Annotated in this window: 13 protein-coding genes; 5 read left to right on the top strand and 8 right to left on the bottom strand. The window is 68.6% G+C overall.

Annotated features, from left to right (window positions below):
- Window positions 1-30: 30 nt before the first annotated feature.
- On the bottom strand, window positions 31-798 hold the full coding sequence (gene yaaA, locus ACODSL_RS07830; RefSeq protein ID WP_488900103.1) for a peroxide stress protein YaaA: 768 nt from the start codon (window positions 796-798) through the stop codon (window positions 31-33).
- A 145-nt stretch (window positions 799-943) separates the two neighbouring features.
- Between yaaA and ACODSL_RS07825 the strand changes: the two genes are divergently transcribed.
- From ACODSL_RS07825 to ACODSL_RS07815, 3 genes are all read left to right on the top strand, one after another.
- Window positions 944-1,402, top strand: coding sequence for a hypothetical protein (locus ACODSL_RS07825; protein WP_488900102.1), 459 nt, complete (start codon window positions 944-946; stop codon window positions 1,400-1,402).
- Window positions 1,402-1,698, top strand: a complete 297-nt coding sequence (locus ACODSL_RS07820; RefSeq protein WP_488900101.1) for a transcriptional regulator — start codon at window positions 1,402-1,404, stop codon at window positions 1,696-1,698. The genes ACODSL_RS07825 and ACODSL_RS07820 overlap by 1 nt, the downstream gene beginning before the upstream one ends.
- A gap of 67 nt (window positions 1,699-1,765) precedes the next feature.
- Entirely contained in the window at window positions 1,766-2,218 is a 453-nt protein-coding gene (locus ACODSL_RS07815; RefSeq protein WP_488900100.1) for a hypothetical protein, read from the top strand.
- Here ACODSL_RS07815 and ACODSL_RS07810 read toward each other — a convergent pair.
- Genes ACODSL_RS07810 through ACODSL_RS07790 form a run of 5 tightly spaced genes read right to left on the bottom strand, consistent with a single transcriptional unit; the run spans window position 2,215 to window position 6,342 of the window.
- Window positions 2,215-3,624, bottom strand: a complete 1,410-nt coding sequence (locus ACODSL_RS07810) for an FAD-binding oxidoreductase (protein WP_488900099.1) — start codon at window positions 3,622-3,624, stop codon at window positions 2,215-2,217. The two genes, ACODSL_RS07815 and ACODSL_RS07810, sit on opposite strands and share 4 nt — an antisense overlap.
- Window positions 3,625-3,655: 31 nt before the next feature.
- The gene (locus tag ACODSL_RS07805; RefSeq protein ID WP_488900294.1) at window positions 3,656-4,540 is read right to left on the bottom strand and encodes an L-threonylcarbamoyladenylate synthase; all 885 of its coding nucleotides are present in this window, start codon (window positions 4,538-4,540) and stop codon (window positions 3,656-3,658) included.
- 17 nt (window positions 4,541-4,557) lie between these two features.
- Entirely contained in the window at window positions 4,558-5,127 is a 570-nt protein-coding gene (locus ACODSL_RS07800) for a YceI family protein (protein WP_488900098.1), read from the bottom strand.
- Window positions 5,124-5,711: a cytochrome b gene (locus ACODSL_RS07795; protein ID WP_488900097.1), complete on the bottom strand. Its 588-nt coding sequence runs from the start codon at window positions 5,709-5,711 to the stop codon at window positions 5,124-5,126. Before ACODSL_RS07795 ends, ACODSL_RS07800 begins: the two co-directional genes overlap by 4 nt.
- A gap of 25 nt (window positions 5,712-5,736) precedes the next feature.
- Window positions 5,737-6,342 carry a YceI family protein gene (locus tag ACODSL_RS07790; protein ID WP_488900096.1) on the bottom strand — a complete coding sequence of 202 codons (606 nt, stop codon included), beginning with the start codon at window positions 6,340-6,342 and terminating at the stop codon, window positions 5,737-5,739.
- Between the two features lie 124 nt (window positions 6,343-6,466).
- Here ACODSL_RS07790 and ACODSL_RS07785 point away from each other — a divergent pair, with 124 nt between their 5' ends.
- Window positions 6,467-8,140, top strand: coding sequence for an acyl-CoA dehydrogenase family protein (locus ACODSL_RS07785; protein ID WP_488900095.1), 1,674 nt, complete (start codon window positions 6,467-6,469; stop codon window positions 8,138-8,140).
- Between the two features lie 90 nt (window positions 8,141-8,230).
- Here the strand turns inward: ACODSL_RS07785 and ACODSL_RS07780 are convergent, their stop codons facing one another.
- Window positions 8,231-8,713: a peroxiredoxin gene (locus ACODSL_RS07780; protein WP_488900094.1), complete on the bottom strand. Its 483-nt coding sequence runs from the start codon at window positions 8,711-8,713 to the stop codon at window positions 8,231-8,233.
- Between the two features lie 112 nt (window positions 8,714-8,825).
- Here ACODSL_RS07780 and ACODSL_RS07775 point away from each other — a divergent pair, with 112 nt between their 5' ends.
- Window positions 8,826-9,404 (top strand): YqgE/AlgH family protein, encoded by a 579-nt coding sequence (locus tag ACODSL_RS07775; protein WP_488900093.1) that lies wholly within the window; start codon window positions 8,826-8,828, stop codon window positions 9,402-9,404.
- A gap of 126 nt (window positions 9,405-9,530) precedes the next feature.
- Here ACODSL_RS07775 and ACODSL_RS07770 read toward each other — a convergent pair whose 3' ends face one another.
- On the bottom strand, window positions 9,531-11,195 hold the full coding sequence (locus ACODSL_RS07770; RefSeq protein WP_488900092.1) for a putative bifunctional diguanylate cyclase/phosphodiesterase: 1,665 nt from the start codon (window positions 11,193-11,195) through the stop codon (window positions 9,531-9,533).
- Window positions 11,196-11,218: the final 23 nt, after the last annotated feature.

Genomic DNA, 11,218 nt, shown 5'->3' with positions numbered 1-11,218 from the left:
CCCTTCGCGCCTGCGAGCGCGAGCGGCAATTCATCCCGATTTCCGCAGGAAGACCCAGTCCGTGTCGGTCGAGAGATCAGGACGGTAGCCATAGCCCTCGCGGTCGAAGTCCTTCAGCCCCTCGGCCCGGTCTATCCGGCCGTCGATGGCGTAGCGGGCCATCATCCCGCGGGCCTTCTTGGCCATGAAGCTGATCTGCTTGGTCACCTCGCCGCGGTCCTCGAAGAACCGGCAGGTGATCACCGGCAGATTGAGGGCCTTGAGGTCGACAGCGCCGAAGTATTCCTGACTGGCCAGGTTCACCAGACGGCGGTCCCTGTGGCCCTCGGCGGCTTCGTTGAGCGTTCGGGAGATGCGGTCGCCCCAGAACTGGTAGAGGCTCTTCCCGCGCTTCGTCTTCAGCTGGATGCCCATTTCCAGCCGGTACGGCTGGATGGCGTCGGCCGGCCGCAGCACGCCGTAGAGGCCCGACAGGATGCGCAGGTGATCCTGCGCCCAGTTGAACGCTTTCGCGTCGAGCGACCGAGCATTCAGGCCGGCATAGACGTCGCCGTTGAACGCCACCGCCGCCTGGAGCCCCTCTTCAACGGTAGGGTCGAAGGCCTGGAACCGGGCGTGGTTGAGGTCAGCCAGCTTTTCCGAAATATCCATCAGCTTGCGCAGGTCGCGCGGCCGGAGCTTGCGGGTGACCGTGTCCAGCTCGGCGATGTCGTCCTTGAGCGCAGGCGTGGTCAGCGGCAGGACCCGCTCCGGCGCCTCGAAATTCATGGCCTTGGCGGGCGAGATGACCATCAGCATGCGGGCGGAGATAGAGCGCGGGGCGCTGGAAGACCAGCCCTGTCGGACACGGCCCGGGTCGTGCACTTTCCGACCTGGAAAGTTATCACTTGACGATATGGAAAGTGACGCATAACTTTCCACTATGGAAACTCAAGAGCCGCCGATGGCCCCGCCTTCACCCGCCGACGCCGCCCGCATGCTGGCCGAGGTCAACGCCGCCCGAACCGAGATGGCGCGCCGCGCCGTTGCGCCGGTCTGGTACCACCCGGCCCTGGGCCTGCTGATCGGCGGCCTGGTCGCCGTCCAGGGACAGTCTCTGTGGATCGTCGGCCCCTACTACGCCGTCTTTCTGCTCGGCCTGGCTGGCCTGATCCGGGTCTATCGGGCGCGCACCGGCCTTTGGGTCAACGGCTATCGCAAGGGACGGACAATGATCGTCTCGCTGGGCATGGCGGCGCTGACCGTGGCCATCATGCTCGGCAGCACATGGCTGGTTCGCAGCCACGGACTGACGACGGCGCCGTTCGTCGCCGGCGTTCTGGCCGCGCTTGTCACGACCGCCGGCGGCTTCCTGTGGGAGATCGCCTATCGCCGGGATCTGCAGGACGGGGCGCACCTGTGATGGGCGTCCTCGACCCTGTCATCCACGCGCCCAACCGGTTGCAGATCTGCTGCATGCTGGCGGCAGCCGACACCATCGACTTCGCCACCATCCGGGAATCGCTCGACGTCAGCGAGTCCGTCCTGAGCAAACATGTGAAGCTGCTGGAGGAAGCCGGCTATCTGTCGGTCAGCAAGACGCCCTCAGGCGGGCGGGTGCGAACCTGGCTGGCGCTGACGGGGGCGGGCCGCAAGGCGCTCAAGGGTCATCTGACGGCGCTGAACGCCCTGATCGCGAGCGCCGGGCCCGACGTCTGACGCCGGGCTTGCTCCCAGCGAGCGGGCAAGGCCATCATCCAGGTCTGTTCAGGACGGAGTGACGGCCATGCGGACCTTTCTGGTGATGATATCGGCCTGTCTCGCCCTCGCGGCCTGCAGCCTGCCGACCATGGACAAGGCCGCCGACGCCAAGGCCCGGGCGCTCTACGAGCAGATCCGCACCGGCGCGGACCTAAGCCAGGACGCGGACCTGTCGCCCGCCCTGCGCACGCCGGAGTCGCTGGCCGCCCTGTCGGCAGTGAAATCGTCGCTGCCTGAAGGGGCCCCGACCGCCGCCGTCACCCGCAGCTGGTCGATCAATGCCGGCACGGGCGGGACCAACGCCGTGCTGGTCCACGCCTACAGCTATCCGTCGCAGACCGTTCTTGCCCAGACTGTGCTGGCCAAGAGCAAGGTCGGCGGCTGGCAGATCACCGGCATCCACGTGACCTTTGAGGGCCCGGTGAATACCGCGCCGCCGTCTGCGGTGACGGTGACCAAGCCCTCGCAGGTGACCTAGAACAGCACGCGCGGGTTCATGATCCGCTTCGGATCCAGCGCGTTGCGGATCGCCCGCAGCGCCTCCACCTCGACGGCGGACTTGTAGCGCAGGGCGTCGCCGGTCTTGGCGGCGCCCAGGCCGTGTTCGGCGCTGATCGAGCCTTCCATGGAATCGACGATGTCGTGGACGATGCGCGAGCCCGCGTCGCGGCCCTCGTTGTGCGCCTCGTCCGAGCCGCCGGTCGGCCGCAGCACGTCGTAGTGGACATTGCCGTCGCCGACATGGCCGAAGGCCACGACCCGCACGCGCGGATCATGCTTCAGCACCGCCGCCGTCGCCTGCTCAATGAAGTCGGCGATGCGCGAGACAGGGACAGAGACGTCGTGCTTCCACGCCGCGCCCTCGGGCTTCTGGGCGCCGGACTGGTTCTCCCGCACGGCCCAGAAGGCCTTCGCCTGGGCCTGCGTCTGGGCGATCGCCGCGTCGGTGATCAGGCCGTCCTCCAGCGCTCGGCCCAGCAGCCGCTCCATCGCGCCCTCGGCCGCGCCGGGCTCGCCGCTGGCGGTCTCGACCAGCACATACCAGGGATGGATGGCGTCCAGCGGCTCGCGGAGGCCCGGGATATGGTCGACGGCGAACTGCACGCCCAGCCGGCTCATCAGCTCGAAGGCTTCGACGGCCCCGCCGGTCTCTTCCTTGGCACGCGCCAGCAGCCGGATGGCGTCGGCGGGGGAGGCCAGGCCGACCACGGCCGTGGCGCGGGAGTTCAGCACCGGGAACAGCTTCAGGCTGGCGGCGGTGATCACGCCCAGCGTGCCCTCGGCGCCGATCAGCAGCTGCTTGAGGTCGTACCCGGTGTTGTCCTTGCGCAGCCGCTTTAGGCCGTTCCAGATCTCGCCGTTGGGCAGCACGGCTTCAAGACCCAGCACCAGATTGCGGGTCGTACCGTAGCGCAGCACCTGGGTGCCGCCGGCGTTGGTCGAGATCACCCCGCCGACGGTCGCCGAGCCTTCCGACGCCAGACCCAGCGGGAACCGGCGCGACAGCCTGGCCGCAGCCTCATGCACAGCCGCCAGCGTCACGCCGGCCTCGGCGACGATCACGTCGTCGAAGCCGTCGATGTCTCGGATGCGGTTCATACGCTCCGTCGACAGCAGGATTTCGCCCTGGGGGATCTGGCCGGAGACGAGGCCGGTGTTGCCGCCCTGCGGCGTGATCGCCGTGCCGGATTCGGCGCAGATGCCGATGACGGCCGCGACCTCTTCGGTGGTCTTCGGGAGAACCAGCAGGGGCGTCGTCCCCTCCCAGCGGCCGCGCCATTCGACGAGCTTGGGGGCGATGCGGTCGCGATCCTGACTCCAGCCGCCCTCGCCGAGGACGGCCTTCAGGCGGGAGATGACGTCTGCGGGCACGGAGATGGTCATGAGGGCAGCATAGCCCGCCGCGCGCCGGCCGTCAGCCGATGAAGCCGGCGGCGCGCTTCAGGCGGTCGTTGATCGCTTCGCCGAGACCCTCGCCCGGGATCGGCGCCACGGCGATGGCTGCGGGCTTCGTTCGGTCCGCCGCGCGCAGCATCGCGAACAGGTTCGCCGCCGCCTCGACGAGATCGCCGGTCTGGCTGAGGTTGAACGGGCTGTCGGACGGGCCGAAGGCGAGGAATGCCTCACCGGGTTCAGGCCGGCTTACATTGATCCGCACCGGTGCATCGGGCGCGTAGTGGAGCGCCAGCCGGCCGGGTGAGCGCTTCGCGTCGCCGTCTGCTTCAACCAGCGGTCCGATCAGGGCCTCGATCTGCGACCGGGTCACCGCGCCCGGCCGCAGCAAGCGCGCCGGCCCGTCGGGCAGAAGCGCGACAACGGTCGATTCCAGGCCTACCGCGCAGGAGCCGCCGTCCAGCGCAGCTGCGGCGGACGGGCCGGTTTCCTCGACCGCGTCGGCGAAGGTCGTCGGGCTCGGCCGGCCCGAGCGGTTGGCCGACGGCGCCACGACCGGCCCGCCGAAGGCCTCCAGCAGGGCGCGGGCGATCGGATGGCCCGGCACGCGCACGGCGACCGTGTCGAGCCCAGCTCGCGCCAGGTCGCAGACGGCGGCGGCGTTCGCGATGGGCGCGACAATCGTGAGCGGCCCCGGCCAGAAGGCCTGCGCCAATCGTTCGCCCCGGTCGTCGAGCACGGCGATCCGTCGCGCGGCGGCCAGGTCGGCGACATGGGCGATCAGGGGGTTGAAACTCGGCCTGCCCTTGGCCGCGTAGACGGCGGCGACGGCCAGCGGGTTGGCCGCATCGGCGGCCAGGCCATAGACGGTCTCGGTCGGCAGGATGACGAGATCGCCGGCGCGCAGGGTCGCGACCGCGCGGTCTAGCCGGCGCGTTTCGCTGTCAGGCTGATGTTGACCGTCACCGTTCCCGGCACGACCTCGGTCGTCTTCCACTCGCCCTGCCCCACGCCGAAGGCCAGACGGTTCAGGCCCACGCTGGCGTTCATCTTCGCTACGCCGCCGGTGATGACGAGGGTGAAGGGCAGGGTCAACGGCTTCGTGACGCCGCGGATCGTCAGGTCGCCGACCGCCTGGTAGCGATTGCCGCCCAGCGCCTTGAAGGTCTTCGCCGTGAAGGTCGCCTTCGGGAACTTGCCTGCAGCGAACCAGTCGTCCTGCGGCAGGGCGCCGTCGCGGCTGGAATCGCCGGTCACGGCCGAGGTCATGTCGAAGGTCACGACTGCCGAGGAGCCCGGCAGATTGGCCGGATCGAAGCGGATCGCCGCGTCCCAGCGCCGGAAAGCGCCGCTGAAGGCGCCGCCGTCGAAGCTCGAGGCGAACGCCACCTTCGAGGCGCCCTTGTCCACGGTCCAGACCGGCGCGGGGGCCGCCCAGGCCTGGGAGGCCACCGCGATCGCGGCGACGGCGAACATGGGCGCGAAGGATTTCATGCAACGGCGTCCTTTTTGGCGAGGAACGGGATCATCTTGGCCAGCTCGTTGTCCTTGTCGATGAACTGGTGCTTCAGCGCGCCGAGGATGTGCAGCGGGACCAGACCGTAGATGATCACCTTGGCGACCAGGCCGTGGATGGCCTCCAGCTGCTCATGTTTCGCGTGGCGCAACTCGCCCGGAAGCTCGAACAGCGGCGTGATGACCGGCCAGTTGAACAGGCCGAACATGTTGATCGGGTACTGGTGGATCAGGGCGCTGGCCGAGACCATGGCCCAGCCACTCAACGGCAGGAACAGAAGCAGCAGGTAGAACAGGCCGTAGACCGACTTGGCGAGGATCAGTTCCCACCGCTTCAGGTGATCACCCATCGGCGGCGCCGGATAGACGAACCGCAGGCCGATGCGCAGCAGCGTCAGCAGCATGATGGTGATGCCGAGAGGCTTGTGCAGCTGCAGAACCGCGATCTTGGCCGCGCCTTTCAGGTCTTCCGACTGCCAGGCGAGAAGGACAGTCCAGACGAGCAGCCCGGCAATGAGCCAGTGCAGAAGGATGGCGGCGGTCGAATAGCGGGTTCTGGTCATGGCGACTCCGGGGTTCTGCCTGAGCCTACTTCTTCACGAACTCCAGTTCGAGAATCAACTCGACCTCGTCGCCGACCATCGCCAGCGGCGGATTGAGCAGGAAGGTCGAGCCGAACTCGGACCGCTTGATGACGCCCTTGGCCGAGAAGCCCGAGCGCTGGCCGCCCAGGCCGGACGCGTAGCCCGCGAAGGCGACGTCGAGGGTGACCGGCTTGGTCACGCCACGAAACGTCAGATCGCCCGTCATCGTGCCCTTGCCGGGGCTGGTCTGGACGATCGAGGTCGAGACGAACTTGATGGTCGGATTGGCCTTCGCGTCGAGAAACTTCTCGGCGAACTCGCCGTTGAACTTGGGTTCGCCGGTGTCCAGCGACGCGGCCTGAATCGTCGCCTCGACCTGCGCGGTCTGGGGCGACTTGGGATCCCAGCTGTAGGACGACTCGAAGCCCGTGAAGCGCACGGTGTAGGCCGAGAGGCCCATGTGTTTGACCCTGGCGATCAGACTCGCGTGGGTTTTGTCCACCACGTAGGTCCCGGCGGGCATGTCGGCGGGGTCGACCGACGGCGCGGCCGACGCCATCGGCGCGGTCATCAGAACAAGCGCGAGGGCGACGGCGAAGGGGCGGAGCATGACGACCTCGTCTGTGACTGTTCAGGTTGCGAATGAGATAGGGCGGGGTTGTGGCGATGGAAAGGCGCGGGCTTCACGAACGGGTGGCGCCGGGCCTAAAACCCTGCCGACTGGGAGATATTCCATGACCTACACCGCGCCGCTCCGGGATATGACAGCAGCGTTGAAGGCGGCGGGCTTTGACCGTCTCGGCGGGGCGTTTCCGGACGCCGATGCGGAGACCGTCTGGGCCGTGCTGGAAGCGGCGGGAGAGTTCGCGTCCGGCGTCATCGCGCCCCTGAATCGCAAGGGCGACCAGTCCGGGGCGCAGTACGCCAACGGCAAGGTCACCGCCGCGCCCGGCTTCGCCGACGCTTACCGCCAGTTCGCCGAAGGGGGCTGGAACAGCCTGTCGGCCGATCCGGAATTCGGTGGGCAGGGGCTGCCCAAGACGCTCGAGATCGCCGTGTTCGAAATGATCCAGGCCGCCAGCCTGGCGTTCGGCCTCTGCCCCATGCTCACCCAGGGGGCGATCGAGGCGCTCGCCGCGCACGGCACGGAAAGCCAGAAGGCCCGTTTCCTGCCGAAGCTGGTCAGCGGCGAGTGGACCGGCACGATGAATCTGACCGAGCCGCAGGCCGGTTCGGACCTCGCTGCCCTGACAACGCGCGCCGAACCGGACGGGGAGGGCGGCTATCGCCTGACCGGGCAGAAGATCTTCATCACCTGGGGCGACCACGATGTCGCCGACAACACTATCCATCTGGTGCTGGCACGGTTGCCGGACGCGCCCGAGGGCAGCCGCGGCATCTCGCTGTTCGTCTGTCCCAAGCGGCTGCTGAACGCCGACGGGACCGTCGGCGCGGCCAACGATGTGCGGCCTGTCGGTATCGAGCACAAACTCGGCATCCATGGCTCGCCCACCTGCGTGATGGCCTTCGAGGGCGCCCGGGCCGAACTGGTCGGCGTCGAGAACCAGGGTCTGGCGGCCATGTTCACCATGATGAACGCCGCGCGGCTCCAGGTCGGAGCCCAGGGCGTGGGCATCGCCGAGCGCGCCTACCAGCAGGCGCTGGCCTTCTCGCTGGAGCGCCGTCAGGGCCGTTCGGCCTGGACCGGCGAGAACAACGCCCCGATCCACGACCACCCTGACGTCCGCCGCATGCTTATGCTGATGCGGGCGAAGATCCTCGCCGCCCGGGCCATCTGCCTGTCGACGGCGGTGGCCGCAGACCTGTCGCGCCACGCGGCGAGCGAGGGTGAACGGACGGCAGCCAAGCTGCGCGAAGAGCTGCTGACCCCGATCGCCAAGGCCTGGTCGACTGACCTCGGCGTCGAGGCCGCCAGCCTCGGCGTGCAGATCCACGGCGGCATGGGTTTCATCGAGGAGACCGGCGCGGCCCAGCACTATCGCGACGCCCGTATCCTGCCGATCTACGAAGGGACCAACGGCATCCAGGCCATCGACCTGGTCGGCCGCAAGCTGACGCTCGGCGGTGGCGCGGCGCTGGCGTCCCTGCTTGCCGACGTTCGGGAGGCGGCGGTGGGCGAACCGCGGCTGGCGGCCGGTGCCGACGCGCTTGAAGAGGCCGCCAGCTGGTTGTCGGCGCGGCGCAACACGCCGGACGCCCTGGCGGGTGCGACCGCGTTCCTGACGCTTGCTGGGGATGTCGTGGGGGGCTGGATGCTGGCGAGAATGGCCGGCTCGGACGCAGCCTACGCCGGCGTCTGGCGGTTCTACGCCGAACAGATCCTGGCGACGGTCCCGGGCCAGGTGGCCGGGGTGGTCCAGGGTGCTGCCGTGCTTGAGATGGAGTAGAAAAAGGGGACATGTACCGCAGGTACGTGTCCCCCGATCGAGCCTCCGGGTTCAGGGGACACGTACGTGCAGTACATGTCCCCGTCGTCCCTAGAGCTGCGCCAGCATGTAGTCGGCGGACGAGACCTTGAATTCACCGCCGGCTTCGACGTTCAGGGTGTCGACGACGCCGTCCTTGACGATCATCGAGTAGCGCTGCGAGCGCAGGCCCATGCCGAACTTGCTGCCGTCCATCTCCAGGCCGATAGCCTTGGTGAAGTCGCCGTTGCCGTCGGCCAGCATGATGATGTCGTCGCCCACGCCCTGGTCGAGGCCCCAGGCCTTCATCACGAACACGTCGTTGACCGAGATGCAGGCGATGGTGTCGACGCCCTTGGCGCGGAACTCGGCGGCGTGCTCCTTGAAGCCCGGCAGGTGCTTGGCCGAACAGGTCGGGGTGAAGGCGCCCGGCAGGGCCAGAACCGCGACGGTCTTGCCCTTGAACAGTTCGTCCGAGGTGATCGGGCGGGGGCCTTCCGAGCTGGACGTCATGAAGGTGGCGTCGGGCAGCTTGTCGCCGGCTTTGATGGTCATGTGATCTCTCCCTTGTCGCCGAACGGCGCTCGATGGTGCAAATAGAGGCGGCGGAGCGGTTCGCCAAGCAGGCGAGCTTGAATCCGTCTCCTCGAAGGCCAATCATCAACGCATGACCGAGCCATCGGACGCAGACTTTCTCTCCGGACGTCTTCTGATCGCCATGCCCGGCATCGGCGACACCCGGTTTGAACGGGCCGTGGTGTTTCTCTGTGCGCATGACGCCGAGCACGCCATCGGCCTGGCGGTGAACCGGCCCCTGGACGGGCTGACGCTGGAATCGCTGTTCGAGAAGATCGGTATTGATCCGCCACTACGCCGCGTCGCCGACGAGGCGGTCTTGATGGGCGGGCCGGTGGAGCGCGAGCGTGGGTTCGTCCTGCACACGGACGATTACCTCCTCGAGGGCGTCAGCCTGCCTGTGAAAACCGGCCTCGCCCTGACCACCACGCGTGATGTGCTGGAAGCGCTGGGCGGCGAGACGGCGCCGCGACGGGCCCTGCTGGCGTTGGGCTATGCCGGCTGGGGGCCCGGCCAGCTGGAAGAGGAAGTGCGCCAGAACATCTGGCTGGTCTGCGATCCGGACGAGGCGCTGATCTTCGACGACGACTTCGACCACAAATGGTCGCGCGCGCTGGAGAAGCTTGGCGTATCGGCGGCGATGCTGTCGGACGTGGGGGGGCGGGCTTAACGTCAGGATGCTCCCCCTCTGGGGGAGCTGTCGGCAAAGCCGACTGAGGGGGTCCCCTCAGGTCTCGGGCGACCCCCTCCACCACGCTACGCGTGGTCCCCCTCCCCCGGTGGGGGAGGAGCCGTGCTACCCCTGCCGCCGTACCGGCGCGGCCCCGTCGACGTAGCTTTCGTTGAGATAGACCTCGGCCTCCTGCGGCGACAGCGCGGGCGCGTAGCCGAAGCCCTGGCCATAGTCGCAGCCCTGCTCCATCAGCTGGCGGGCCATGATCGAGTTCTCGACACCCTCGGCGACGACCTCGAGGTTCAGGTCCTGGCCCAGCTTGATCACCGAGCGGACGATCTTGGCCGAACCCTCGTTGGCGCCCATCGTGCGCACGAAATAGCGGTCGATCTTCAGGGTGTCGAAGGGCAGGCGCGTCAGGTAGCTCAGCGACGAGAAGCCGGTGCCGAAGTCGTCCAGCGCCAGGCCCGCGCCGCCGGCCCGCAGCGCGCGCAGGATCTTCGCCGCGCCGTCCGGGTCGCGCATGATGTCGCTTTCGGTGATCTCCAGCTTCAGCGAGCCGGCGGGCAGGCGGTGCTTGGTGATCAGGCCGGTCACGTCATCGATCAGGCCCGGACGATCGATCTCGCCGGTCGATAGGTTGACGCTGACCGTCAGATTGCCGGCGGCCGGGTGGGTCTGGCGCCAGTCCGCCAGCTGCCGGGCCGAGGTGCGCAGCATGTGCGCGCCCAGCTCGGCCATCATGCCCAGTTCCTCGACGAGCGGCAGGAAGTCGTCCGGCGGGATCAGGCCGCGCCGGGGGTGACGCCAGCGGCACAGCGCCTCGAAGCCCGACAGGGCGCCATCCGACAGCCGGACGACCGGCTGGTAGTAGGGCACGATCTCGCCGCGACCGATGGCGCCGCGAAGGTCCGACTCGAGCGCCAGCTGCGACAGGCCATCGCTCTCCATGGACCGGCCATAGGCGGCGCCGCCGCCACGCCCGGCGCCCTTGGCCGCTTCCACGGCCAGCTCGGCGCGACGCAGCAGTTCGGAGGCCTCGGGCGCATCCTCGCCGCCCTCGGCTTCAACGGCGCCGATGGCCAGCGTGGGCAGGATGTCGAGCCCGGCGATGCGCAGAGGCTGCTCCAGCGCCTTGCGCAGGCGCTCGACTGGATCGCGGTCGCCGGAGGTCATGATGGCGAATTCGTCCTCGCCGACACGGGCCATGATGGCTTCCGCGCCGAACGCGGCAGCCAGTCGCGAGCCAAGCGCGGCCAGCACGAGGTCGGCCCGGTCGTGGCCGAGCGCTTCGTTGAGCCGGCGAAGGCGGTCGAGATCGGCCACCACCAGCGTCTGTCGACACGGCTGGGTCAGGCGTTCACGGCACCGGGCCACAAAACTGCGACGATCAAGCAGGCCGGTCAGCGTGTCGAACTCGGAGGCGGCGAAGCGGGTCTCCGGGGCGACGACGCCGGACGCCCGGACCCCCTCTTCCAGCCAGACGCCGCGCCACAGGCAGGTTTCGCCGCCGCGCATACGAATACGAAGGGTGATCTCGGTTCCGGGTTCCTGGACGCGCAGCAGATCCTCGGCGGTCGCGCGATCCTGCGGCAAGGCCAGAGCGCGGAAGGCGGCGGAGGAGCATTCGGGCGCCAGGGGTCCGAGACCCAGCTGGCGGGCCGCGCCATAGAGGCGGAACCGGTCTTCCTCGGGTTCCCAGACCCACAGGGCCACATGGGCGCCGCCGAGCGCCTCAAGCGTGGCCGCTGCGTCCCACACCCGTCGATCCTGAGCGTTCAGCCTCATGACCGGTTCACGCCGGCTACTCC

The organism is Caulobacter sp. FG121 (assembly GCF_057809815.1).
This window is presented reverse-complemented; position numbering and strand designations above follow the sequence as displayed.